General features: G+C 65.9%; 22 protein-coding genes. 10 read left to right on the top strand and 12 right to left on the bottom strand.

What is annotated here, in order from left to right:
- Window positions 1-13: 13 nt before the first annotated feature.
- A complete protein-coding gene (locus NHL60_RS06645; RefSeq protein WP_253450506.1) occupies window positions 14-1,141 on the bottom strand; it encodes an AI-2E family transporter in 1,128 nt (375 codons plus the stop codon).
- Window positions 1,142-1,286: 145 nt separating this feature from the next.
- Between NHL60_RS06645 and NHL60_RS06640 the strand changes: the two genes are divergently transcribed.
- Window positions 1,287-2,048, top strand: a complete 762-nt coding sequence (locus NHL60_RS06640; RefSeq protein ID WP_253450503.1) for an SIMPL domain-containing protein — start codon at window positions 1,287-1,289, stop codon at window positions 2,046-2,048.
- A 100-nt stretch (window positions 2,049-2,148) separates the two neighbouring features.
- On the opposite strand, the gene serS is transcribed toward NHL60_RS06640, so the two are convergent.
- Complete coding sequence (gene serS, locus NHL60_RS06635; RefSeq protein ID WP_253450499.1) at window positions 2,149-3,432, bottom strand: serine--tRNA ligase; 1,284 nt, start codon at window positions 3,430-3,432, stop codon at window positions 2,149-2,151.
- A 137-nt stretch (window positions 3,433-3,569) separates the two neighbouring features.
- Window positions 3,570-4,688 (bottom strand): ISAs1 family transposase, encoded by a 1,119-nt coding sequence (locus tag NHL60_RS06630; protein ID WP_253452053.1) that lies wholly within the window; start codon window positions 4,686-4,688, stop codon window positions 3,570-3,572.
- Window positions 4,689-4,869: 181 nt separating this feature from the next.
- Here NHL60_RS06630 and NHL60_RS06625 point away from each other — a divergent pair, with 181 nt between their 5' ends.
- Entirely contained in the window at window positions 4,870-8,079 is a 3,210-nt protein-coding gene (locus NHL60_RS06625) for an FAD-binding and (Fe-S)-binding domain-containing protein (protein ID WP_253450497.1), read from the top strand.
- Between the two features lie 96 nt (window positions 8,080-8,175).
- On the top strand, window positions 8,176-8,376 hold the full coding sequence (locus NHL60_RS06620; protein ID WP_253450494.1) for a DUF2905 domain-containing protein: 201 nt from the start codon (window positions 8,176-8,178) through the stop codon (window positions 8,374-8,376).
- Window positions 8,377-8,400: 24 nt separating this feature from the next.
- Here the strand turns inward: NHL60_RS06620 and NHL60_RS06615 are convergent, their stop codons facing one another.
- From NHL60_RS06615 to NHL60_RS06590, 6 genes are all read right to left on the bottom strand, one after another.
- On the bottom strand, window positions 8,401-8,811 hold the full coding sequence (locus NHL60_RS06615; RefSeq protein ID WP_253450491.1) for a VOC family protein: 411 nt from the start codon (window positions 8,809-8,811) through the stop codon (window positions 8,401-8,403).
- A 197-nt stretch (window positions 8,812-9,008) separates the two neighbouring features.
- On the bottom strand, window positions 9,009-10,313 hold the full coding sequence (locus tag NHL60_RS06610; protein WP_253445583.1) for an IS1380 family transposase: 1,305 nt from the start codon (window positions 10,311-10,313) through the stop codon (window positions 9,009-9,011).
- Window positions 10,314-10,485: 172 nt separating this feature from the next.
- Window positions 10,486-10,902: a hypothetical protein gene (locus tag NHL60_RS06605; RefSeq protein WP_253450489.1), complete on the bottom strand. Its 417-nt coding sequence runs from the start codon at window positions 10,900-10,902 to the stop codon at window positions 10,486-10,488.
- Between the two features lie 100 nt (window positions 10,903-11,002).
- Window positions 11,003-11,398, bottom strand: coding sequence for a GFA family protein (locus NHL60_RS06600; RefSeq protein ID WP_253450486.1), 396 nt, complete (start codon window positions 11,396-11,398; stop codon window positions 11,003-11,005).
- A gap of 94 nt (window positions 11,399-11,492) precedes the next feature.
- Window positions 11,493-12,113: a LysE family translocator gene (locus NHL60_RS06595; protein ID WP_253450484.1), complete on the bottom strand. Its 621-nt coding sequence runs from the start codon at window positions 12,111-12,113 to the stop codon at window positions 11,493-11,495.
- A gap of 32 nt (window positions 12,114-12,145) precedes the next feature.
- On the bottom strand, window positions 12,146-12,700 hold the full coding sequence (locus NHL60_RS06590; RefSeq protein WP_301271098.1) for a GNAT family N-acetyltransferase: 555 nt from the start codon (window positions 12,698-12,700) through the stop codon (window positions 12,146-12,148).
- Between the two features lie 373 nt (window positions 12,701-13,073).
- On the opposite strand from NHL60_RS06590, the gene NHL60_RS06585 reads away from it, so the two are divergent.
- The 4 genes from NHL60_RS06585 (at window position 13,074) to NHL60_RS06570 (ending at window position 18,327) form a co-directional block, all read left to right on the top strand.
- A complete protein-coding gene (locus NHL60_RS06585) occupies window positions 13,074-15,149 on the top strand; it encodes a TonB-dependent receptor (RefSeq protein ID WP_301271097.1) in 2,076 nt (691 codons plus the stop codon).
- 133 nt (window positions 15,150-15,282) lie between these two features.
- Window positions 15,283-16,914: a cell wall metabolism sensor histidine kinase WalK gene (locus NHL60_RS06580; RefSeq protein WP_253450478.1), complete on the top strand. Its 1,632-nt coding sequence runs from the start codon at window positions 15,283-15,285 to the stop codon at window positions 16,912-16,914.
- Window positions 16,895-17,617: a response regulator transcription factor gene (locus NHL60_RS06575; RefSeq protein ID WP_169958835.1), complete on the top strand. Its 723-nt coding sequence runs from the start codon at window positions 16,895-16,897 to the stop codon at window positions 17,615-17,617. The genes NHL60_RS06580 and NHL60_RS06575 overlap by 20 nt, the downstream gene beginning before the upstream one ends.
- A gap of 137 nt (window positions 17,618-17,754) precedes the next feature.
- Entirely contained in the window at window positions 17,755-18,327 is a 573-nt protein-coding gene (locus tag NHL60_RS06570) for a phosphoribosyl-AMP cyclohydrolase (RefSeq protein WP_253450477.1), read from the top strand.
- Window positions 18,328-18,469: 142 nt separating this feature from the next.
- On the opposite strand, the gene trpC is transcribed toward NHL60_RS06570, so the two are convergent.
- From trpC to NHL60_RS06555, 3 genes are read right to left on the bottom strand one after another with little or no spacing between them, the layout of a single operon-like run.
- Entirely contained in the window at window positions 18,470-19,279 is an 810-nt protein-coding gene (trpC, locus tag NHL60_RS06565) for an indole-3-glycerol phosphate synthase TrpC (RefSeq protein ID WP_253450475.1), read from the bottom strand.
- A gap of 43 nt (window positions 19,280-19,322) precedes the next feature.
- Complete coding sequence (trpD, locus tag NHL60_RS06560) at window positions 19,323-20,342, bottom strand: anthranilate phosphoribosyltransferase (RefSeq protein ID WP_253450473.1); 1,020 nt, start codon at window positions 20,340-20,342, stop codon at window positions 19,323-19,325.
- A 16-nt stretch (window positions 20,343-20,358) separates the two neighbouring features.
- Window positions 20,359-20,967 carry an aminodeoxychorismate/anthranilate synthase component II gene (locus tag NHL60_RS06555; protein WP_253450471.1) on the bottom strand — a complete coding sequence of 203 codons (609 nt, stop codon included), beginning with the start codon at window positions 20,965-20,967 and terminating at the stop codon, window positions 20,359-20,361.
- A gap of 352 nt (window positions 20,968-21,319) precedes the next feature.
- On the opposite strand from NHL60_RS06555, the gene NHL60_RS06550 reads away from it, so the two are divergent.
- The 3 genes from NHL60_RS06550 to NHL60_RS06540 all read left to right on the top strand — a co-directional run bounded on the left by NHL60_RS06550 (window position 21,320) and on the right by NHL60_RS06540 (window position 25,389).
- Window positions 21,320-22,024 (top strand): response regulator transcription factor, encoded by a 705-nt coding sequence (locus NHL60_RS06550; protein ID WP_253450470.1) that lies wholly within the window; start codon window positions 21,320-21,322, stop codon window positions 22,022-22,024.
- Entirely contained in the window at window positions 22,021-23,379 is a 1,359-nt protein-coding gene (locus tag NHL60_RS06545; RefSeq protein WP_253450468.1) for a sensor histidine kinase, read from the top strand. Before NHL60_RS06550 ends, NHL60_RS06545 begins: the two co-directional genes overlap by 4 nt.
- An 84-nt stretch (window positions 23,380-23,463) precedes the next feature.
- On the top strand, window positions 23,464-25,389 hold the full coding sequence (locus NHL60_RS06540) for a TonB-dependent receptor (protein WP_253450466.1): 1,926 nt from the start codon (window positions 23,464-23,466) through the stop codon (window positions 25,387-25,389).
- Window positions 25,390-25,449: the final 60 nt, after the last annotated feature.

Genomic DNA, 25,449 nt, shown 5'->3' with positions numbered 1-25,449 from the left:
GATTCGACACCGCTCACTCCGGGGGCGGCTCCGAGCGCCGTTCCTTCTCCTCGGCCACTCGCTCCGCCAGGGGACGCTGGGGCGAGCCCCCATGCCCAGCATCGCCCGGGCCCAGCAGGTGGGCGATCCAGCGGGTCTGGGGATGGCTGTCCAGGGCGATCTTGAGCGTCATGGTCAGCACCACCGAGAGCAGCATGCCCACCGTGCCGAAGATCCAGCCCCACACCACCAGCGACAGGAAGGCCACCAGGGTCGACAGTCCCAGCGCGCGCCCCATCACTCTTGGTTCGACGATATTGCCCAGCAGGAAGTTGATCCCCAGGTAGGCCGCAGAGAGCAGCAGGGCATCGACCAGCCCGCCCTCCGGCGAGACCAGCAGCAGCAGCACCGGGGGAATCGCCGCGATGGCCGAGCCGATATTGGGAATGAAGTTGAGCGCGAAGGCCAGCACCGCCCACAGGAAAGGAAAATCAACCCCGACCAGCAGGCAGGCCACCCACACCAGAGCGCCTGTGACCAGGCTGATCAGAGTCTTGACGGCCAGGTAGCGCTTGAGGGTCTGGCTGAACTCGCTGAAGCGCTGAAGGCTCGGCGCCGGGTTGGCCAGGGCGCGGGAGACCTTGTCGCGAAAGTGCAGCATCTCGAACAGCATGAACAGCACCAGCAGGCCCACGATGGTGCTCTGCACCAGCAGGTTGCCGATCTCGCCGAGCAGGGTGGGGATCCAGCCGCCCAGCTCCTCGACGTCCAGCAGACCGGCCAGCCGGTCCGGGTCGATGGCTAGCCCCAAGCTCGCCAGGCCATCCAGCAGCCCGACATAGTAGGCCTGCAGCTTCTCCTCGATGCCCGGCAGCGCCTCCGTGAAGGTGCCGAAGCTGTTGACCAGCAGCAGACCCACCAGCGAGAAGAGCACCCCGATCACCACCAGGGTCAGCCACACGGCCGCCCGCAGGCCAAGCCCCAGCCGGTTGAGCCACTGGATCGGCGCGGTACAGACCACCGCGATGAAGATGGCCAGCAGCATCGGTACCAGCAGGCTCGCACCGGCCTTCATGCCGGCCACGATCACGACCAGCGCGGCCAGGCCGAGCATGAGGTTGAGCGGAATGATGCTCGGGGCATCCGGTTCATTAGCCGACATCGTGAGTTCCTGTCCTCCCTGGCCAGCCCCCATCATGCCTCCGCGCCGGGCCAGCAACAATGATGGCCGCCGCGGGAACCTTTATAGTCGGCCCACCTCGAAGCGGGGTGGCACACCGCCACGCCAAGACCGCAAGGAGGCCCCGATGTTATCCCTTCGCCCCGCCCGGCTGCTGCTGGGCACTCTGCTGATCGTCACCCCGCTACTGGGCGCACCGGCTATCGCGGCCGACACGCCGCGCCAGCTCAGCGTCCAGGCCGAGGCCACGCTTGCCGTGGTGCCGGATCGCGCCACCCTGAGCGCACGGCTCTGGGAGCGCACCCCGGCAGTTTCCAGAGAAGACGAGAGCGGCGGCGACCCGGAGGCGCTGCGCGAAGCGCGGGAGCGTCTGGAAGCCCGCGCTGCCGAGCTGATCGACACGCTGGAGAGCGCCGGCTTCGAGGGCGATGCCATCAGCGCCGGCTCGCTGGCGGTGCAGCCGGAGCACCTCGCCGGCAGCCGCGGCGAGGACGGCGAGCGCGAGCCGCTGGTGCGCACTCGCCTGGAGCGCCCCTTCCAGGTGAAGCTCGACGACCTGGAGCGGCTGCCGCTGCTGCTCGACGCCCTCACCGAGGCCGGGGTCAATGCCCTGGACGGCGTCAGCTACGACCTCGCCGACCGCGAGGCCGCCACCGACGAGGCCCTGGTCAAGGCGCTGGAGAGGGCTCGCCACAAGGCCGAGCTGATGGCCGAGACCCTGGGCATCACCCTGGGGCCTGTCGCCAGCGTCAGCGAGACTCGCTCGCCGGCCTTCCAGCCGCGCATGATGGCCATGAGCGCCGACGCCCGCGAGAGCGCCCGGGCCGAGTACCGCCCCGGCACGATCGACATCGAGGCCGGGGTCAGCGTGAACTGGGAGATCGAGTGAGTCGGTCGCCTTCCCGTCGCCTCCCCTGAACGCAGCCAACCCCCGCCGGCGGCCGCCGGCGGGGGTTCGCGTCAGGGCCGGTGGCCCAGGCTCGGGCGCGTCAGCCCGGGAGGTTGATCGCCTCGACGCCGCCCATATAGGGGCGCAGCGCCTCGGGCACGGTGATCGAGCCGTCGGCGTTCTGGTAGTTCTCCAGCACCGCCACCAGGGCGCGCCCCACCGCCAGGCCGGAGCCGTTGAGGGTATGCAGCAGCTGGGGCTTCTTCTGGTCGGGATGACGGAAGCGCGCCTGCATGCGCCGCGCCTGGAACTCCTCGCAGTTGGAGATCGAGGAGATCTCGCGGTAGGCGTCCTGGCTGGGGATCCACACCTCCAGGTCATAGGTCTTGGCGGCGCCGAAGCCCATGTCGCCGGTGCACAGGGTCACCACCCGGTAGGGCAGCTCGAGGGCCTGCAGGATCGCCTCGGCGTGGCCGCGCATCTCCTCCAGGGCCGCGTAGCTCTGCTCCGGCGCCACCAGCTGCACCATCTCCACCTTGTCGAACTGGTGCTGGCGGATCATGCCGCGGGTATCGCGGCCGTGGGAGCCCGCCTCGCTGCGAAAGCAGGGGGTATGGGCGGTGAGCTTCAGGGGCAGCGCCTTGTGCTCCAGGATCTCGTCCCGGGCGAAGTTGGTCAGCGGCACCTCGGAGGTGGGGATCAGGTGGTAGCCGCGCTCGTCGTCGAGGCGGAACAGATCCTCGCCGAACTTGGGCAGCTGCCCGGTGCCGCGCAGGGAGGCCTCGTTGACCATGTAGGGCACGTAGCACTCCTCGTAGCCGTGCTCCAGGGTCTGCTTGTCCAGCATGAACTGGGCCAGGGCCCGGTGCAGCCGCGCGATGGGGCCACGCATCACCGCGAAGCGCGCGCCGGTCAGCTTGGCCGCCAGGTCGAAGTCCAGCTTGCCCTGCAGGGCGCCGAGGTCGACGTGGTCGCGCACCTCGAAATCGAACGCCCGGGGCGTGCCCCAGCGGTGCAGCTCGACGTTGTCGCTCTCGTCACGGCCCTCCGGCACGCTCTCGTGGGGCAGGTTGGGAATGCCGCTGACCAGGTCATCCCACTCGGCCTGCACCTCGGCCAGGCGCGCCTTGGCGGCATCGAGCCGGTCGCCCAGGTCGGAGACCTCGTCGAGCAGCGGCTGGATATCCTCGCCGGCGGCCTTGGCCTTGCCGATCGCCTTGGAACGGGTGTTGCGCTCGTTCTGCAGGGACTCGGTCTCGGCCTGCAGCTCGCGACGCCGGGACTCCAGCGCCTCGAGGCGCTCGGTATCGAGGGCATAGCCCCGCTTGGCCAGTCGTTGGGCGACCGCATCGAGGTCGCTGCGCAGCAGTTTGGGATCGAGCATGGAATCCGGTCCGTTGCAGTAGTGGCGTCATGAAGACGATAGGGGATGAAAACGATAGGGGGTCAAACAGGCCGCCCATTGTAGGCAAAAGGCCGCAGGGGCGCCATGGACGCCCCAGGGAAAACGCATGAAAAACCCTACACCGCGAGAATGTCTGCGAGGTAAGTCTCATCCAGTGCCGCTTTCTTCTGCTTTCGCCGGATGCCGCCTTTGAAACGGCTCTCCCCTTTCAGGTAATTCAAGGCGATATGGCGCATCCTGGCGAGGTTTTCCGCCGCCTGACCGCGGTGGATTTTGCAAGCATCCTCGCGGAGCGCGACGTCCAAGGACCAGTGGAGCTTATTCTCGACAAACCAATGCTGGCGAGCCGCTTCGGCGAGCTTCTTGGCGCTCAGCTCGGCAGAGCTGATGTAGTAGCGGATCATCGGGGCTTCTGGCACCTCATCGCCTTCCTGGCGGAAACTCATCACCACGCCCACCGTTTTCAGGCCTGGCCATTCATAGCTAAGCTCCTGAAATTCTTCAGTAACCTCGCTGACAATATGGTATCGAGTCTCTTGCCGGCCCCGATTCTTCTCGTCCGTGACATACGCATCCCCTTCAAAGTTGACCACCTTGGGCATGGGAAACGCTGCCTCGAAGGCATCCGCCAGGGCTGGCTGATTTTCCTTCACCGACAACAGGTAATCGGCGCCCTTCCGCAGCACCTGAGTGGCGATCTTCTTTTGGCAACCCATGGCATCGATCGTCACCAAGCAACCTTGCAGATTGAGAAGCTTGAGTAGCTCGGGAATCGCCGTGATCTCGTTGGATTTCTCCGCCGTCTTGACCTGGCCCAGCACCACGCCATTCGCCGCACTGAAGGCACTGACCATGTGTATCGCCCCTTTGCCCTTCCCTCGGCAGTACGACCCTCGCAGCGTCTTGCCATCGATGGCCACCACCGCGCCCTCCGTCACATCGTGACAGGCCTTCATCCACTCGGCGAATGCGCTTTGCAACTGCTCGGCATTCACCAGGGCCATGACCCTGGCCAAGGTGTCATGGCTGGGCACGCCAGCCTCAAAATCGCCGTACTGACGGAGAAAATCGAGCTTCGCGTGGCCAAAGTCCTCGATTTCGTCCCAACCCTCGGCACCACAGATCACTGCACAGACCGTCAGGAACAGGATATCCGACAGCTGATGCTGCACTTTCCAGGCCTGGCGGAAGTCGGGAACGATCGATAAATGGTGCATAAGCGATGGTGTCAGCATGAGGTCATACATGAGCAAAAGTCGTTAGATGACCACATTAGCTCCTACTGGTAAAGCGCCACGAAGCCCGTCATAGAGCGGTTTTTCATGCGTTTTCCCTGATGGACGCCCCCTCCGGGATGCGCCCTACCGCCCTCTCGCGGTAAAGTAGGGGCACTTACGCTTCCCCTTGAAGATGCCCATGATCGCTCGACTGGACACCACCGACGCCGGCACCGCCCCCGGGCTTGCCGCACCCTACCTGCGCTTTCTCGAGGCCCTGAAGGCCGCCGGCTTCGAGGGCGAGATCGCCCCGGACTACGCCGACCGCACGGTGCTCGCCACCGACAACTCCATCTACCAGCGCCTGCCCCAGGCGGCGCTCTACCCCCGCCACGCCGAGGACCTCGCGCGCATCGCCCGGCTGGCCGGCCAGGTGGAGCACCGCCAGGTGGCGCTCACCCCCCGCGGCGGCGGCACCGGCACCAACGGCCAGTCCCTCACCGACGGCCTGGTGGTGGACGTCTCCCGCCACATGAACCGAATCCTCGATATCGACGTCGAGAACCGCCGGGTGCGGGTCCAGGCCGGGGTGGTCAAGGACCAGCTCAACGCCGCCCTCAAGCCCCACGGGCTCTTCTTCGCCCCGGAGCTCTCCACCTCCAACCGCGCCACCATCGGCGGCATGATCTCAACCGACGCCAGCGGCCAGGGCAGCTGCGAGTACGGCAAGACCCGCAACCACGTGCTGGAGCTCGAAGTGCTGCTGCTGGGCGGCGAGCGCCTGGTGAGCCGCCCGATGGATGACGCCGAGCTCGAGACCCTCTGCGAGCGCCAGGACGCCACCGGCCGCGCCTTTCGCACCGCCCGGGAAATCATCGACACCCAGGGCGAGCTGATCGCCGAGAAGTTCCCGCCTCTCAACCGCTGCCTGACCGGCTACGATCTGGCTCACTTGAGAGACGACCAGGGCCGGCTCGACATGAACAGCCTGCTCTGCGGCTCCGAGGGCTCCCTGGGCCTGCTCGACGAGGCGGTGCTCAACGTACTGCCGATCCCCAAGCACTCCACCCTGGTCAACGTGCGCTACGCGGGCTTCATGGATGCCCTGCGCGACGCTCGGGCCCTGATGTCAAGCGGCAGCTCTTCACAAGGTCGGCCACAGGCGTCCCCCACCTCCATCGAGACGGTGGACGACAAGGTGCTGATGCTGGCCATGGAGGACTTCGTCTGGGACAGCGTGGCGGCGTTCTTCCCCGCCGGCGACACCCCGGTGCGCGGCATCAACCTGGTGGAGTTCAACGACGACGACCCCGAGCGCCTGGCCGAGCGGGTCGCCGCCTTCTGCCGCCACCTGGAGAGCGACGCCAGCGTTCAGCGCCTGGGCTTTACCCTCGCCGAGGGCCGGCCGCAGATCCAGAAGGTCTACGCCATGCGCAAGCGCGCCGTGGGCCTGCTGGGCAACGCCAAGGGCGAGAAGCGCCCCATCCCCTTCGTGGAAGACACCGCGGTGCCGCCGGAGCATCTGGCCGACTTCATTGCCGAGTTCCGCGCCGCCCTGGACGCTCGGGGCCTGGACTACGGCATGTTCGGCCACGTGGACGCCGGGGTGCTGCACGTGCGCCCGGCCATCGACATGAAAGACCCTGAGCAGGAGCGGCTGATCCGCGAGGTCTCCGACGAGGTGGCCGAGCTGACGCAGAAGTACGGCGGCCTGCTGTGGGGCGAACACGGCAAGGGAGTGCGCTCGGAGTATGCGCCGAGCTTCTTCGGCGAGCTCTACCCCAGCCTGCAGCGGGTCAAGGCGGCCTTCGACCCGCATAACCAGCTCAACCCCGGCAAGATCGCAACGCCTCTCTCCATCCCGCCCGACGCCGCGGGTACTGCTTCTATCCCGTCCGAAGCCGCGGGAAAGGCGTCTGACACCACGCAGGCGGAGGCCGTGAAGCTGGTCGACCCGGGCCTGCTGACCATCGACGGCGTGCCCACCCGGGGCCAGCTCGACCGCACCATCGACGAGCGGGCCTGGCAGGCCCACGCCGCTACCGTCTACTGCAACGGCAACGGCGCCTGCTACAACTACGACCCCAACGACGCCATGTGTCCCTCCTGGAAGGCGACCCGGGACCGGGTGCACTCCCCCAAGGGGCGTGCCAGCCTGGTCCGCGAGTGGCTGCGCCTGCAGGGCGACGCCGGCGTCGATCTGGCCGAGGAGTCGCGCAAGAAGAAGGCCGAGGGCGCCTGGGGCTTTGTCAGAAGCTTCCCGAAACGCACCCTCAACACCCTGCGCCGCAAGCGCGAGGCGGACTTCTCCCACGAGGTCTACGACGCCATGGCCGGGTGTCTGGCCTGCAAGTCCTGCGCCGGCCAGTGCCCGATCAAGGTCAACGTGCCCGACTCCCGCGCGCAGTTCCTGGAGGTCTACCACGGCCGCTACCTGCGCCCTGTGCGCGACTACCTGATCGGCACCACCGAGTCCGTGCTGCCCGCCCTCTCCCGGGTGGCGCCCGCCTACAATGCGCTGATCGGCAACCGCCTGGTGGACCGCCTGCTCTCGGGCCCCGTGGGGCTGGTGGACAGTCCGCGGCTCTCCCGGGCCAGCCTGAGCAAGACCCTGGCCGCCTGGGGCGTGGCGGAAGCCACGCCCGTCTCGCTCGGCCGGCTCACCGAGGCCCAGAAGGCCAGGAGCGTGGTGATCGTGCAGGACGCCTTCACCAGCCACTTCGAAGCCAACCTGGTGCTGGATATCGTCGAGCTGCTGAGCCGGCTGGATATCCGGGTCTTCGTGGCGCCCTTCTCCCCCAACGGCAAGCCGCTGCACGTACAGGGCTTTCTGGGCGCCTTTGCGCGCACCGCCGACAAGCAGGCCCGGCGGCTGCGCGCCCTGGCGGAGTTCGACGTGCCTCTGGTGGGCATCGACCCGGCCATGACCCTCACCTACCGCCAGGAGTACGTGAAGGCGCTGGGGCCGGAGGCCGTGCCCGAGGTGCTGATGCTGCAGGAGTGGCTGGTGACCCGCGCGGCCAGCCTGGTGCCCGGCGGCCTGACCCTGGAGGGCGCCGGCATCGAGGATCCGGGCTACCGGCTGCTCTCCCACTGCACCGAGAAGACCAACGCCCCGGGCAGCCCCAAGGCGTGGCAGCAGCTGTTCGCGGCCTTCGGCCTCAAGCTCGAGCTGGTGGCCACCGGCTGCTGCGGCATGTCCGGCACCTACGGCCACGAGGCGCGCAACCTGGAGACCTCGAAGACCATCTACGCCCAGTCCTGGCAGCCGGTGGTGGAGGACGAGGCCAACGCGGGGACCCTGCTGGCCACCGGCTACTCCTGCCGCAGCCAGGTGAAGCGCTTCTCCGACACCGCCCTGCCCCACCCGCTGCAGGGGCTGCTGGCGCTGCTGCGCCGCGTAGGCTGAGCCAGCGCCGCCGCACCCGCAAGCGCCCACCGGGGAAGATCTTCGGTGGGCGCACCGTCCGACCTGATAAGGGTCCAAGCGACAGGAGGCGACGCCATGAACCGCACCCTGATCATCATCGGCCTGATCATCATCGCCGTGGGCCTGCTCTGGCCCTGGCTCTCCCGGCTGCCCTTCGGCCAGCTGCCGGGGGATATCGCCGTGCGTCGGGAGGGGTTCTCGTTCTTCTTTCCGATCACCACCATGATTCTGGTGAGCGTGGTCCTATCGGCGCTGATGTGGCTGTTCAACCGCTAGGGGCGGGCATCGGCCGCCGGGCGCTCAATCATGCAGCCATGGCGCGTAGCTCAGGCCGATCAAGACGCCCTCGGGGCTCATGAACCTCGCGACCGTCTGGCCCCAGGGTTCCATCCTGGCTTCGTGAATAAACGCCTGCCCCTTGGCTTTCATCTCCTGCACCGCCGCCTCCACCGCAGCGGCATCCGCCAGCTCGAACTCGATCGTCGCCGTGGGCTCGGGCACACTCTCGGGCCATTCATCCTGGCCGAAGCAGGACTGAGCGGCCATGGCCAGCGGCCAGACACCAAAATGATTCGCGCCAGGGAAGTGATCCACAAAGCGATACTCGTCCATCGCCTCCAGCGGCAGACCCAGCGCATCCTGATACAGCGACGCACTAGCCACCGGGTCTTTGGTGATGGAGGCAAAGCCGGAGATGCATTTAATTTCCATTCAGTCTCTCCTGTGATGGAAACTGCCTAGCCCGGATATTGCATCTGGCCGGCCAGAGGCTCCCAGATCTCAGGCTCGGTGAAGACGATGGCGCTCCGGGCTTGAGATTGGCTATTTCTTGATCAATTTTCTGCGCTCAGGACGCACTGCCCCCAACCCCCATGTGTTTTCTGTGCCGGGGACAGCACGCCGCGGCGCTACCCAGGCACCAGTTTGCCAGCCAGCTTCAGGAAGAGGTCTTGCTCCGGGTACTGGCTGCTCAACATCAGCCGAATCGTGCGCGTGTTGCGGGTGATGACGGCGCCGATCTTCAGCAGCTTCAGGCGGATGGTATTGACCTGGGCTTGGGCGAAGTCGGTGCGCTTGAGGTAAATCCGACGCAGTCGCTCCAGGAGCAGATAGGCCAGCCCCGAGAGCAGTAGCCGGTACTGGTTGGGCCACCACTCGTGGCAGCTGGTGCGGTCGGAGAACAGGAACTGCTGCTCCTTGATGCGGTTCTCCATCTCGCCCCGGGCACAGTAGCGGTGGTCATAGAGCCACTCGGCGCTGCAGCCGCGCAGGCTGGTGACCACGTAGCGGGTGTTGAAGCCACGCCGGCTGGTCTCGGACTTGACGATCACCCTTCGTCGACGCTCCTTCCAGCTCTTGGCAGCGTACTCGATGAAGCCGAAGACACGCTCCTTCTCCCAGGTCTTCTCGAAGCGGATGGCCGACGCGTAGTCGATGTTCAGAGCCAGCTTGGCCAAGCGCTTGTTGCCGGCGAGGCCGATGATGTAATCGACGCCGTGGCGGTCACACCAGTTGAGGATCAGCGGACGGCAGAAGCCGCTGTCGCCTCGGAAGACGATCTTCACCTCAGGCCACGCCTGGCGCAGCCGACGGACCAGCAGAGCGAGGATGGCACCGGCGTGGTGAGCGGCATCCAGCGAGGCCGGACGCAGGTAGCTGACCAGCAGCTGGTCGCCACAGAACACGAACAGCGGCAGGAAAATGTAGTGGTTGTAGTAGCCGTTGAAGTGCCGCCCGAGCTGCTGGCCATGCACCCGATCGTCGGTAGCATCGAAGTCGAGGTAGAGCGGCTTCTTGGGTGGCCGCCGGAACGAGCGGATGAACTGCTCGATCATCTCCTCGTGGATGGTGATCGCCCAGTCCCGGTCAGCTTGCTGCTCGAAGCGGCACAAGGTGGACTGACTGGCGAGCACGCCATCGGTATCGACGGCGGTCTGCAGGGCGATGTCGTGACGCAACGCATGGTGGTCATTGAGATCCTCATAGCCCAGTGCCAGGCCGAACATGCGCTGCCGGACCAGGGTTTCGGTGCGGTGCAGGCAGCGCTGAGCGTCGCGCTCGTCGCTGAGTCGGCGAGCGACGGCGCGGGTCAGGCCCATCTCGCGATCGAGCTGCCGCAGCAGCAGGATACCGCCGTCAGAAGTGACATCACCGCCATCAAAACGGGCGATGATCTGACGACCTCTGCAGCGTGGAAAGGAGGCGGACGGCATGGTACATTTTGTCATGGCGGCTGAGGCGGTTGATTCTTGTGTAGGAGCTTGAATTATAACCGATTTTCAGCCGCCTTTTTCATGTCTGATGCATTATCCAGGCTAGCCCCCGCCATAAACGGCACGAGGCACGAGCGTCAGGCGAACGTAGAGAGCACATGTAATGGCCTTGTTATGCATTCTTGACCTCGATGAACCACTTGGGCTGCATCTCATTGAAGTCCGTTCGAATATTAGATGGCAGGTAGCTGGCTGAATCCATAACAAGCTCCTCACCACCTACACGCTTGAAAACGACCCAGTGCCAGAGATTCCTGCCATCTTCCTGGTGGTGCTTGATGGACAGCAATGCCAAATCGGGCAGTGCACTCCAAGATTCAAAAGAGATTTCTTCGGAAGATGTCTCGACTCCAGCATGGGATAACATTTTCCTTACATACTGGACATCAGACCAAAGCGATTTATCTTCAGCATAGATACCCATGGCATTTGCCGTTGCTTTCATTTCCGAATAGGTCTTGCCAAGAATGTTGGCAACAGACGCAATTCCGCACCCTGTGGTTTCTTCCTGTATTACACACTTCTTCACCGCTAACTCCTTAATACATAATGCCGCAGCACAGCGGCGCGAGTTACGAGCGCCAGGCGACCATAGACCGCAAACTTCTGCGAACTGTTAGCGGTACTTGTCATCTTTTTGGCTGCCACTCTTCAAAGACTGGAACACCCTCATAATCCAACCACTCAACATCATGTGATGACCAAATATGAGCTTCTGGCTTAACTCCCGGATCTTCGTCCAAAGTGGCCACACGCAATATTACATGAGGTTGACCAGGTCTTTCTGCTACCAAATGCGTTCCACATACTGAACAGAAATGTCTCATTTTTCCCTGGCTCGATTCAAAGCTGGAAAGTTTTTCTTCACCTCGAACCCAGCGAAAACTTTCTCTCAGAACCCCTGCTGTGGGTGCAAAAGGCGCAGCATGTGCCTTGCGGCAAGTTTTGCAGTGACAAAAAATTATCGGCATATCCAGTGAGGCAATCTCATACTTTATGGCCCCACACAAACAACTCCCTTTCACGGATACCTCCTTGGTACAGTTAACGCCCACAATAAACGGCGCGAGGAACGAGCGTCCGGCCACCGTAGGGAGCGAATTTAAATGCTTTGTTAGTTCATTCACGACGAGCTAGCAAAAGCCCAACCCCAGCACTACCAAGTAGTCCGGCACAAATTCGATTGAACAGACGGCGCATAGAAGGTCGGGAGAACCAATGGCGTAATGCTTTACCAAAGAATGCGTACCCAGCTATTGCCACCCACTCAAGCATTAAAAATAGCGCACCTAGAATCAAAAACTGGTATCCAACCGAACCCGCTGGATCAACAAACTGAGGCAGAAAAGCCGTAAAAATCAGGATGGCTTTGGGGTTCCCAGCCGCCAGCAAGAATTCCTGTCTCGCTAGTTGAAAAAGGTTTTTCCCTCCCAGCGTCTCGTTTCCGCCCTCAGTTGGATCTGCTATCCATAGTTGGTAGGCCAACCAAAGTAGATAGACCCCTCCAGCAACCTTTATGGCGAGGAACAGTTTTTCCGACGTATACAATACTGTTGCCAACCCTGTAGCAGCCAGCGTGATCATACCGACAAATGCGACCAACCGACCAATGCCAGCATAGCAAGCAGTCCTGACGCTATAATGCTTTGCATTCGCCATCGAAAGAAGGTTATTGGGCCCAGGCGCCATGTTCAAAGCAAAGCATGCTGGTACAAATAGTAAAATAGTCATTAGCGACATAGTTGGCCTCCTTATTGAACTAACGCCAGCCATCACGCGCTTGTCCCGCGCATGGCATTGTTATGCAATGTTTCCCATTGCTCCGAGGTCAGTCGGTACAGCCTCACCGTACGACCATGGAATTCCAGGACAGCGAAGCTGGAAAACCCTGCTTTCTCGGCAACCTTCAGCGATGCCACATGCTCAGGCTCTATGATTACTACCACCGAATGAAACAATTTCTTCCCAAAAGCGTAATTCAGAACCGCTCTGGCCGCTTCAGACGCCAGACCTTTATTCCAATAACGCGCGGCAAGTCGATAGCCAAGGTTGATTTCCTCGACATCCGCGACCATTTCTGGCCCAATACCGCAGAAGCCAACAAGTGCAGAATCTTTTTTATCGATCAGTGCCCATGGCCCTACGCCGTGTGTCTCGTAACAGGCTAAACACCACTCAATGAATTTGCGAGTAGCTGCCTCATCACAAACGCCACGGACCGAGTGTTTCATCACTTCAGGATCGCTAAGAATTTCGGTCAATGCAGGAGCGTCCCCGAGGGACAACGACCGTACAATCAACCTCTCCGTCTCACAAATTTGCACCATCGCCTCCCTGTGCATAACTGTTCAGCATTTCTTCGCCGTGCGGAGCATAGCGTATAAATGCCTGTTGCCTTTGCCGGTTGCCATCACCCTTCCGCATCTTTAGGCAGATTCTGGGCACGCTACCGCCCCTATCGGGCATGGTCGGGTGGTGCCGCTTCCATGCGATAGCCGGATGGTGCTATGTCGTCGCCGTCTCAATCTTCTTAGCCTAACCAGACTAAGCAAATCATGAAATAACTGCAAAGCGAACGCCTTGATCCGGCTCAATGCCAGCACGGGGCAGCCGGCACGGGGAAATATGAATCGCGGGGTGGCAGCCGGTGGGCGCTTGAGAGCACACTGTTTCAGGCATCGAAACGGTAAGGAGCTGCGCATGGGGCACAGGACACGAAGACGGCTGCTGGGCTGCCTGCCCATGGCGTTGGCGGCGTGGGGCGCGCCGGCGCTGGTCGCGGCGGAGGAAGGAGAAAGCGCCGAGACGCTGCCCACCATCACCATCAGCGCGCCGCGCCTGGCCCGGGAGCTCTACGACACCCCGGCGGCGGTGTCGGCGGTCACCCGCGAGGATATCCAGCAGGGCCAGCAGCGGGTGCGCCTCGATGAGGCCCTCGCCCCGGTGCCCGGCCTCTTCCTGCAGAATCGCGACAACTTCGCCCAGGGCCAGCGCATCGCCAGCCGCGGCTTCGGCGCCCGGGCGCCCTTCGGCATTCGCGGCATCCATATCCGCGTCGACGGCATTCCCTACACCCTGCCCGACGGCCAGGCCCAGATCGACGCCGTGGACCTGGACAGCGCCGAGCGCATCGAGGTGATCCGCGGCCCCGCCTCGGTGCTCTACGGCAACGCCGCCGGCGGCGTGCTCGATATCACCACCGGCGACGGCAGCGAGATGCGCCGCTCCCCGGTGCTGCGCCTGCAGGGCGGCAGCCACGACTACCGCAAGCTGGCCCTGCGCCAGGGCGGCGAGCACGGCAGCTGGGTGCACAGCGTCAGCTTCTCGGCGCTGGATTTCGAGGGCTACCGGGAGCAGAGCGCGGTGGAGAAGCGCCTGCTCAACGCCCGGCTGGGCTACCGCCTCGACGACGACCGCACCCTCTCGGCGCTGGTCAACCTGCTCGACCTGCCCACCGCCGAGGACCCGGGCGGGCTGACCGCCGAGGAGGTAGCGGCGGACCGTCGCCAGGCGGCGCCCGCCGCGGCCGCCCTGAACGCCGGCCAGCGGGTGGAGCAGCAGCTCCTGGGGCTGCACTACGAGGATCTCGACGCCGCCGGCGGCGAGCTCAACGCCCGCGCCTTCGTCAGCCGCCGCGACTTCGAGCAGCAGCTCCCCTTCCCCGGCAGCAGCCTGGTGGACTACCGGCGCCGCTACTACGGCGCCAGCCTGGATCTGACCCGGGAGGCGACCCTGGGCCAGCGGCCGCTGCGCTACGTGGCCGGGCTCGAGACGGGGCGCCAGGAGGACGACCGCGGGCGGCGCGCGGTCACGCCCCAGGGGGCGGTCAGTGCCGAGACCGCCGACGAGCAGCAGAACGCCACCGCCACCGGCGCCTTCCTGCTGGCGGAGCTTGGCGTCACCGAGGCCCTGGAGCTCTCCGCCGGGGTGCGCCACGACCGGGTGCGGCTCGCCATCGACGACCGCTTCCAGGCCGAAGGCATCGACGCCAGCGGCTCACGCACCTTCCGGGAGTGGACCGGCAGCCTCGGCGCCAGCTACCGCTACCGGGAGGGACACCAGCTCTATGCCAACCTGGGCACCGCCTACGAGACGCCCACTTTTACCGAGTTCGCCCGACCCGACGGCGGCGGCGGCTTCAACCCCCAGGTGGCGCCCCAGCGGGCGCTCAACCGCGAGCTGGGGCTGCGCGGGCGGTTCGCCAGCGGCCTGCGCTACGACCTGGCCGCCTTCTCGGTGCGGGTGGACGACGAGCTGGTGCCCTTCGAGGCCGGCGACGGGCGCACCTTCTACGAAAACGCCGGGCGCACCGCCCGGGAGGGCATCGAGCTGGAGCTGGACTGGAGCCCGGCCCTGGCCTGGCGGGTCACCAGCGCCCTCACCCTGGCCGACTACCGCTTCTCGCGCTTCGCCGACGATGAGCGGGACTTCGCCGACAACCGCCTGCCGGGGCTGCCGCGCCGGCAGTGGCACAACCGCCTCACCTGGTACGGCAGCGGTGAGCGCTTCGCCAGCGCCGAGGCGCTCTACACCGGCGGCTTCCACGCCGACAACGCCAACCAGGTGCCGGTGGCGAGCCACTGGCTGCTCAATCTGCGCCTGGGCGACAGCTGGGCGCTGGGCGGCGCCGGCACCCGGCTGGGCGCCCATCTGGGGGTGCGCAACCTGCTGGACGAGGAACACTTCGCCAATGTGCGCATCAACGCCAGCGGCGGGCGCTTCTTCGAGCCGGCGCCCGGGCGTACCTTGCATGCCGGGCTGGAGGTGAGCTTCTAGCGGCGCTGCCGCCGTGCATAGGGAGCGCCTTTCATGCTTCTTTCCCGCCACCGGCATGATTATCATCGAGACCCGCTCTCGACGTGGCGCCTCTGCTCCGCCGACAGCCCCCACGCCCCCTCTGGAGACCGCCATGTTCGAACGCCGCCTCGGAGTCGCTCTGCTCGCGTTAACCCTGCTGGCGGTGATTCAGGGGGGCGTTGCCATCTGGGCCATCGACGGCGCCCGCCAGAAGGTGGCGCTCGGGCGCGTCTCGAGCGATCTGCACGCCGGCTTTCTGGCGCTCTCCGACAGCAAGCACCGGCTGCAGACCTGGCTCTCGCGGGCCCAGTATGAAGCCGACGCCGACCCGGAGCAGCGCGATGCCCTGCTCCAGGAGATGCGCTCCCATCTGGCAGGCCTGCAGCAGCTCACCCGGACTCTGGCCACTGGCGCACCGACCGAGCTGGAGCAGCCCGCCAGCCTGATCACGGAGCGTCAGCAGGCGCTCGACCTGTTCGACGACTTTCTGCAGCGGTTGGAGAGCCAGGACCCCGGCGGCCCACACTATGCCCCGCTGGATGACTTCAACCAGTTCGAAGGCCGCGACCTGCGCCTGACCATGGCCGACACCCTGGCCCGCGAGCGCACCCTGCTGGCCAAGCAGCGCAGCGAGGCCGACCGTTCGCTGCACCAGCTGATGCTGATGGCCGCACTGACCACCCTGGCGCTCAGTCTGATTATCCTCTGGGTCTTCTGGCACTTTGCCCGCGCCCTGCGCCGCCCGATCGGCGAGCTGCTGCGCGGCGCCCAGGCCCTGCAGCGCGGTGAGCTGAGCCACCGCCTCGACGACAGCCTGCAGGACGAGTTCGGGCGCATCGCCGCGCATATCAATCAGATGGCCAGCGAACTGGATCAGCATCGCCGCACCGAGCGCGACCGCCAGCGCCACCTGGAAGACCTGGTCGACACCCGCACCCGCGAGCTGGAGCAGGCGCTGACCCGGCTCAACCAGCTCTCGAAGCAGCGCCAGCAGCTACTGGAGGACATCAGCCACGAGCTGCGCACGCCCGCCACCTCCATCCGCGGCGAGGCGGAAATCACCCTGCGCGGCCAGCCCCGCAGCGAAGCGGAGTATCGCCAGGCGCTGCAGCGCATCGCCGACGATGCCGCTCACCTCAGCGGTGTCATCAGCGACCTCTTGACCATGGCACGCAGCGATATCGCCGAGTGGCAGGTACAGCACCGCACGCTTGACCCTCTGTCCCCCCTGCGCGATGCCATCAGCCAGGCCTCCACCCTCGGGCGTCTGCGCGGTATCCGCATCCGGGTGGCCCACCTGGAGAGCGCCCTCCTGCTGGGCGACGCTCAGCGCCTGAAGCAGGTGTTCGGCATCCTGCTCGACAACGCCGTGCAGTACTCGCACCCCGGCGGCCAGGTCGACGTCGAGGCCAGCCTGGTCGAGCACCAGGGCACCGCCGTCTGGGAGCTGCGCATTCGCGACCGGGGCATCGGGCTGCCCGACCGGGAGGCCGCCCGCATCTTCGAGCGCGGCTATCGCAGCCCGGAGGCGCGCCGCCACCGCCCGGACGGCCAGGGGGTAGGGCTCGCCATCGCCATGCTGCTGATGCGGCTGCATGGCGGCCAGCTGCAGCTCGACAACCTCCCCGAAGGGGGCTGCCAGGCGCTGCTGCGCCTGCCCGTTCACACTGCCACTGACCACACTGCCAGTGACCACATTGCCAATGACCACACGGAGCCGAGCGATGCACATCGTGATCGTTGAAGACGACCCCCGCATTCGGGACTTCCTGCAGCGCGGCCTGACGGCGGAGGGCCACCGGGTGGAGAGCTTCAGCGAAGGGCAGCCGGCGCTGGTGCATCTGGTACAAACGGCACGCCAGCCGGCGTCCTCGCCGCTGCCGGTGGTGATACTGGACCGCCTGCTGCCGGATATCGGCGGGCTCGAGGTGTGCCGCAGCCTGCGCACCGCCGGGGTCGACTGCCCGGTGCTGATGCTCACCGCGCTGGACAGCGTCGAGGATCGCGTCTCGGGGCTGGACGCCGGCGCCGACGACTACTTGATCAAGCCTTTCGCCTTCGAAGAGCTGCTGGCCAGGCTCGGCGCCCTCGCTCGGCGCCACGCCCGCCCCGGCATGGCGGAGCCGCAGCGGCGGCTGCGGGTCGGCGAGCTGGAGCTGGACCGCGACCAGCGCCGCGTGACCCGTGCCGGCCGCGCCATCGAGCTGACGCCCAAGGAGCTGGCCATTCTCGAACTGCTGATGGCCTCGCCCGGCAAGCTGTTCAGCCGCGAGCGCATCCTCGCCAGCGTCTGGGGCAGCAGCGAGGATCCTCTCACCAACGTCGTCAACGTCTATATCCGGCGCCTGCGCCGCAAGCTGGACGACGGCCACCCGGGAGGCTCGCTGATCACCACCCAGCGGGGCTTCGGCTATCGGCTGGAGGCCCCTCCCGAGGCTCACCGGTGACGTTCACCTTGCGTTCATCTTCCCGGCCATGAATCTTCACCCCGGCACCCCCTTACTTGAACGGTGATTCGCGTTAGTCTGGACCTGCATCAGAACAAGACGCTCTGACACTTCCCGGCTTTTCAAGGAGAGATATGATGAAGCTCAAGACACTGATTACCGCCACCGCTCTGGGTATGGGCCTCGGCGCCGCCGGCCTGGCCAGCGCCACCGAAGTGACCCACATGGGCGGCGACATCACCGAGGCGCAGGTGCTGGAGGCCCAGCAGGCCTGGGGCGAGGCCCTGGTCGCCATCTCCAACACCTACGAGGAAGAGGGCATCGACGCCGCCCGCGCCCTGGCCGAGGAGATCATCGCCGGCGCCTACGGCCACGACATGGGCGCGGTGCTCTTCAAGCCGACCCTGGCCGAAGCACCCCAGACCTTCCGCACCACCCCCGAGGGGGCCCTGGCCTACTTCGTCGGCCACAGCGACGAATACAGCGCAGACAGCGGCTTCGCCCTGAAGGGCTGGCAGGAAGTCACCATCGACAACGCCGCCATCTTCATCAGCGGCGACATGGCGCTGACCATGGGCAACGTCTCGATCCTGGATGCCGACGGCAACACCACCACCGTGGACAAGAGCTGGGGCTACCACCTAGACGACGAGGGCAACCTGCGCATCGTGCTGCACCACTCGTCGCTTCCCTTCACCGAAGACGAGTAAGCGGCAAAGCGCCCCGGCGAGCGAGCAGCGCTCGTCGGGGCGGCTAGAGCGTCAAAAGGCCGGCGGTTTTCCCGCCGGCCTTTTGACGTCCGCTACTCGAGCCCTTCGCGATGCGGCCGGCCCCAGGCGGCACCGGACGGCCTCAGAAGAACAGCCGGCGCAGCGCCTCGCCGGGGTCGGCCTCGCGCATGAAGGCCTCGCCCACCAGGAAGGCGTTGACGTCGTGCTCGCGCATGCGCAGCACGTCGTCGCGGCTGTGGATGCCGGACTCGGTCACCACGGTCACCTCCCGGGGAATCCGCGCCAGCAGGTGCAGGGTGGTATCCAGGGTGGTGTCGAAGGTGTGCAGGTCGCGGTTGTTGATGCCCACCAGGGAGAGGTCGAGGGCGAGCGCCCGCTCGAGCTCCCGAGCGTCGTGGACCTCCACCAGCACGTCCATGCCGAGCTCGATGGCCTGACGGTTGAGGTCCGCCATCTGCGCATCGTCCAGGGCGGCAACGATCAGGAGGATGCAGTCGGCGCCGATGGCCCGGGCCTCGCTCACCTGGTAGCCGTGGGTGATGAAGTCCTTGCGGATCACCGGCAGGTCGCAGGCGTCACGGGCCTCGATCAGGTAGTCCTCGTGACCCTGGAAGAAGTCGGCATCGGTAAGCACCGAGAGGCAGGCGGCGCCGCCCTTGGCGTAGCTCGCGGCGATCTCGGCGGGGCGGAAATCCTCGCGCATCACCCCCTTGGAGGGAGAGGCCTTCTTGATCTCGGCGATCACCGCCGGGTCACCGGCGGCGATCAGGCGCTGCATGGCCGCCACGAAGCCCCGCGGCGCGCTCTGCTCGGCGGCCAGGCGCAGCAGCTCGGCCTCGGGCACGGCGCGGGAGCGCTCGGCCACCTCCTCGTCCTTGCGCTGGAGAATCCGGGTCAGGATGGTGGGGGTCGCCCCCGGGGATGCGCTCATGGTGTGACTCCTTGATAGAGGGTGCGCTGAACGAGGGCCTCGCTCACTGCAGGAAAACGCGGGTAAAGTTGGCCAGCTCCTTTAGCTTCTCCAGGGGCAGCTTGGAGGCCTGGGCGTCCTGGGCCAGGGCCACGCCCTCCTTGAGGCTGTCGGCGATGCCCGAGGCGTAGAGCGCCGCGCCGGCGTTGAGGGCGACGATGTCGGCGCCGGGCCCCTCCCCCACCAGGGCCTGCTCCACCAGCCGCAGGCTGTCCTCGGCGGACTGCACCCGCAGCGGGTCCAGGGACTGACGCGGGATGCCGAGCTCCTCGGGGGTGATCACGTACTCGGTGATCTCGCCCTCCTTCAGCTCGGCCACCCGGGTGGGCGCGGCCGGCGAGATCTCATCCAGGCCGTCTTCGGCATGCACCACCAGCACGTGGCGGCTGCCCAGGCGGCGCAGCACCTCGGCCATCAGCGGCACCAGCTCGGCCGCGTAGACGCCGAGCACCTGATTGGGGGCGCCGGCGGGGTTGGTCAGGGGGCCCAGGATATTGAACAGGGTGCGCACGCCCATCTCCCGACGCGGCCCCACCGCATGGCGCATGGCCGGGTGGTGGTTGGGGGCGAACATGAAGCCCACGCCCACCTCGGCGATGCAGCGCGCCACCTGCTCGGCGTCGATGTCCAGGTGGATGCCGGCCACAGCGAAGAGGTCGGCGCTCCCCGACGAGGAGGAGACGCCGCGGTTGCCGTGCTTGGCCACGTGGCCGCCGGCGGCGGCCACCACGAAGCTGGCCGCGGTGGAGACGTTGAAGAGGTTGGCGCCGTCGCCGCCGGTGCCGACGATATCCACCACGTTCTCGGCGTCGAGGTGTACCGGCTTCATCAGCTCGCGCATCACCTGGGCGGCAGCGCTGATCTCCTCGGGGGTCTCGCCCTTCATGGCCATGCCCATCAGGAAGGCGGCAATCTGGGCGTCGCCGGCCTCTCCGGTCATGATCTGGCGCATCACCTCGTGGGTCTCGGCGAAGCTGAGGTTCTCACGGCGCATCAGGGCGCCCAGGGCTTCTCGCATCTGCATCATGGCTCTCCTCGACTCAGGCACGGCCCAGCGGCGCTTGAGCACGACGCTGTAGAAAGTTGGCCAGGAGCTCGTGGCCCTGGCAGGTGAGGATCGACTCCGGGTGGAACTGCACCCCCTCCACGTCGAGCTCCCGGTGGCGCAGGCCCATGATCAGCCCCGGGGTGATGTCGTCGTCGGCGGTCCAGGCGGTCACCTCCAGGCAGTCGGGCAGCGTGGCACGCTCCACCACCAGGGAGTGGTAGCGAGTCACCTCCAGGGGGTCGTCCAGGCCCTCGAACACCCCAAGCCCCGCGTGGCGAATGGCCGAGGTCTTGCCGTGCATCACCTGGGGGGCGCGTACCACCTCGCCGCCGTAGACCTGACCGATGGCCTGGTGGCCCAGGCAGATGCCAAGTATCGGCAGCCGGCCGGCGAAGTGGCGAATGGCCGCCATGGAGATGCCCGCCTCGTTGGGGGTGCAGGGCCCCGGCGAGATGACCAGATGGCTCGGCGCCATGGCCTCGATCTGCTCGAGGGTGATGGCGTCGTTGCGGTGGGTGATCACCTCGGCCCCCAGCTCGGCCAGATACTGCACCACGTTATAGGTAAAGCTGTCGAAGTTGTCGATCATCAGCACGGACATGGCGTTATGTTCCTGTTTCTTCACTTGTGTCCAGTAGGCGTAGGTGAGGCGGGGATATCCCCCGTGCGACCTCGCTATTGTTGCGCCGACCGTGCAGGAAACCCAGACACAAAAATGCCGCCCTGCGGGCGGCATCGTCATTCAAGACACGAGGAGGCCGCCCCACCTTAGGAGCGCCACCACTGGCTTGAATGCGTGTGTTCTGAAATATTCATGTTGGTATGGTGCGGCCGGCGCGGCGAGCTGTCAAGGCACCCGGCGCGAGTGCCGCGCTCAGCAGGACGCGGCTTGTCAGACCTCGACCGGTCGACATATGATAACGCTTATCAATTGCAATGATAGCGAATAACCCGTGCCCTCTATCACCTCCCGTCGTCCCGCTATCCTGGTGATAGAGGACGACCGCACCCTCAATGGCCAGATCGCCCGCCTGCTCGAGGACAAGGGCTATCGCACCCAGCAGTGCTACGAGGGCGAAGACGGCCTGATGTCGGCGCTCAGCCAGGCCTTCGACCTGGTCCTGCTCGACGTGCTGCTGCCCAAGCTGGACGGCTTCGAGGTGCTCAAGCGGTTGCGCAGGACCCGCCAGACCCCGGTGATGATGCTCACCGCCTGCGGCGCCGAGGAGGAGCGCATTCGCGGCTACCGCCGCGGCGCCGACGACTACCTGCCCAAGCCCTTCGGTTTCACCGAGCTGCAGCTGCGCATCGAGGCCCTGCTGCGCCGCACCCTGGGCCACACCGACCAGCGCGTCGACACGAGCGAGCTCAGCATCGGCCCCCTCAAGCTGCACCGCACTGACCTGGCGGTGCGCTACGGCGATACCGCCATCGGCCTCACTCCGATCCAGTTCCGCCTGCTCTGGGTGCTGCTGCTCCATCGGGGCGAGGTACTCAGCAAGCCCTACCTCTACCAGCTGGTATTGGAGCGGGAGTTCAGCCGCTACGACCGCAGTCTGGACATGCACCTGAGCAGGGTACGCCGCAAGCTGGTAGGCGCCGGCATGGCGGCGGATCGACTGCAGACCGTCCACGGCAAGGGCTACTGCTTCCTGTGAATCGCCGCCTCTTCTGGAAACTCTGCGGCCCACTGGCGCTGGGCACCCTGGCGCTGGTCTGGGTGATCACCTTCCTCGGCGCCGAGACAGAGCAGCAGATGAGCTTTATCGCCGAGCGCCATCAGCAGACCCTCAAGCAGTGGGGGGCCACCGCAGAGCGTCTCCATGCGGCCGGCGACGAGGGGGCCCTGGCCGAGTGGCTGGACACGCTACAGACCGGTGAGGACACCTGGGCAGCGGTGGTTCGCTCCGATGTCCGACCGCTGGCGGGCAGCTCGCTATCGACGCAGTTTCAGGAGGGGTTCCGGCTGGGGCGCAACGTGGAGTGGAAGATCCACCTCTACTTCGCCGACAACCCGATCATGGATCTCACCTTCGCCGATGGCCACACCCACTTCCTGATCACCCTGCCCCAGCGCATGCGCCCCGGCGGCTACCTGCCCCAGACCAAGCTGCTGCTCAAGGTGGCCCTGCCGCTGGCGGTGCTGGTGCTGCTCTCGGTGGTGATCTACCGCCACCTGATGCACCCGCTGCGCCAGCTGGAGCGAGCTACCCGGGAGTTCAGCGAGGGCCACCTGGACGTACGGGTGCGCGCCCTGCTGGGCAAGCGCAACGACGAGCTGACCGCCCTGGCCACCACCTTCGATCGCATGGCCGAACGCACCGGCGAGCTGATCCTCACCCAGCGCCAGCTGATCGCCGACCTCTCCCACGAACTGCGCACGCCTCTGACCCGTATCGACATGGCGGTCAGCTGCGTGGAGGAAGGCATCGACACCCAGCACTTCCTGCCGCGTATCCGCCGCGAGTGCCGGCTGATGCGCCGCCTGGTGGAGGACACCCTGACCCTGGCCTGGCTGGAGAACGAGACCCCCAGCCTCGATCAGGAGAGCCTCGACCTCACCGACCTGCTGGATAGCGTGATCGACGATGCCCGCTACGAGTCCCCCCGCCACCGGATCGACGCCGAGCTGCCCGACCAGGCGGCGATCAGCGGCAGCAGTCACCGCGCACTGGCCCAGGCGGTGGAGAATGTGATCCGCAACGCCTGCCTCTACACCCCGGCAGGCGGCAGCGTCCGGGTGCGCCTCGGCGTCAAGGGCGATGGCTACCGGCTCACCGTGGAGGACCAGGGCCCGGGGGTGCCCGAGGACCAGCTGGAGCGCATCTTCCAGCCCTTCTTTCGCACCACTCAGGCCCGTGATACCCGGCCGGACGGTCACGGCCTGGGGCTGGCCCTGGCGCGCCGCCAGCTGACGGCGGCTGGCGGCTGGATCCGCGCCGAAAACCGTCCCGAAGGAGGGCTGCGCATGACGCTCTGGCTGCCGGCATCGCGCCTCGCCGGCGAGGCGTAACAATTGTAAAAGCGATTCACATCACCGGCGAGGTAAACAAGAATGCGACCCAAATGAGAATTCATATCACGAAGAGGAGTTCGCATGCCCCCCGCCCAGCGCTTTCCCCGCCACCCCTTGTGCCTGGCCATCGCCCTGCTCGGCACCAGCCCCCTGGCCCTGGCCGAGTCGGCCCAGAGCCTCGATACCCTGCAGATAACCGCCGAGCGCCTGGCCGCCGACCAGGTGGTCGACGCCGAGGCGATGGAGCGTCGCCAGGCCAGCGACCTGAGAGACATTTTCGCCGACCAGCCGAACGTCTCGGTCGGCGGCGCCGCGCCGGCCGCCCAGAAGATCTATGTGCGCGGTCTGGAGGACACCCAGCTCAATGTCTCCGTGGATGGCGCCACCCAGTCCGGCTACCTGTTTCACCATCAGGGGCGCCTGCTCGTGGATCCCGAGCTGCTGCAGCGGGTCGAGGTGATCGCCGGTGCCGGTGAGGCCACCAACGGGCCGGGTGCCCTGGGCGGGACGATCCGCTTCGTCACCAAGGATCCGGAGGACCTGCTGCGTCCCGGTCAGAATATCGGCGCGCGCCTGAGCGCCGGCTACTTCAGCAACACAGAGGGGTACCGCACCTCCGCCTCCCTGTATGGCCGCCTGACCGATCACTGGAGCGCCCTGGCGAGCCTGTCGCACACGGATCATGACGACTACGAGGATGCCGACGGCAACACTCAGCCCTTCACCAGTACCCGCCGGCAGAGTGGGCTCGTCAAGCTGGTCGGTCAGCTGACCGACGAACAGCGGGTCGCGCTGAGCTACGATCGCAGTGAGGATGAGGCCTTTCGCCTGCATCGCCCCCACTGGCGCCCCAGCTTCCGCAACGCCCCAATCGATCAGGAAATGGTGCGCGAGACCCTGACCGGCAGGTACGGCTTCGACTCCCTCACCAACGACTGGCTGGATCTGGACCTGACGCTGTACCGCACGGAAGCCTCCCTAGAGCATGTCGATGGTCCTTTCGGAGACTATATCGGCAGCATGGAGACCCAGGGCGGGGACCTGCGCAACCGTAGCCGCCTCGGCGACCACACCCTGACCTTCGGCATCGACTACCGCCGGGACGAGGCCAGCCTGGCCAGCCCGCTCTATGGCACCAACCGGGAAGAGGGCCGCGTGGTGGGTCTCTTCCTGCAGGATCGCTACCAGTTGACCGACCGCCTGCAGCTCAGCGCCGGGGCGCGTTACGACTGGTTCGAGCTGGACGAGGAACTGACCGGCAATCGCTTCAAGGAATCCGGCCTGAGCCCCAACCTCGGCGTGAGCTTTGATGCCACCGACAACCTCAACCTCTATGGCGGCTGGGCACGGGCCATCCGCGGCACCCAGGTCAAGGAGCTGTTCGTCCTCGACTACTACCGCAACGCCGAGGATCGCCGCAAGGAAACCGCCGACAACTACGAGGTGGGAGCCCGCTACCAGCATGGCAACCTCTACCTGAGCGCGGAAGCCTTCGTGACGCGCATCGACGACGTGGTGGGCATCGTCGACCGTGCCACCCTCGGCAACCCTGGCAACCTGAAGAGCCGGGGCTTCAGCACCAGCATCGGCTACGACTGGGATCGCCTGAACGCCTCGCTCTCCTTCAGCCGGGCCCGGCCCGAGATCGACGGCGAGCCGCTGAGCGACGACGACATGGCCATCGGCACCAGCGTCGGCGACACCTGGGTGGCCAACCTGAACTACCTGGCGACCGACAGCCTGGAGCTCGGTTGGACGGGCCGCTTCGCCGAGCGGCTGACCCGGGTGGCCAGCGACTCCCCGGAGAAGGCCGGCTATGGGGTCAATAACGTCTATGCCCGCTGGCGTCCGCTGGACGACGATCAGCTCACCCTGGCCCTGAGGGTCAACAACCTCTTCAACAAGCAGTACTTCGATCATGCCAGTTACGGAGATGCCGGCGATGTCGCCCATGGCCTGCCCGACCCCGGCCGCGATATCCGCCTGAGTGCCAGCTATCGCTTCTGACCCTCGCAGGGGCGCCTATGGCGCTCCTGCTGTTTTGGCGCCCCGGAAGGCGCCATCCCC

Origin of the sequence: Halomonas sp. Y3 (genome assembly GCF_024137965.1) — a bacterium.
Classification (GTDB): domain Bacteria; phylum Pseudomonadota; class Gammaproteobacteria; order Pseudomonadales; family Halomonadaceae; genus Halomonas; species Halomonas mongoliensis.
The sequence above is the reverse complement of the archived record's forward strand: the minus strand, read 5'-3'. Positions and strand labels throughout refer to the sequence as shown.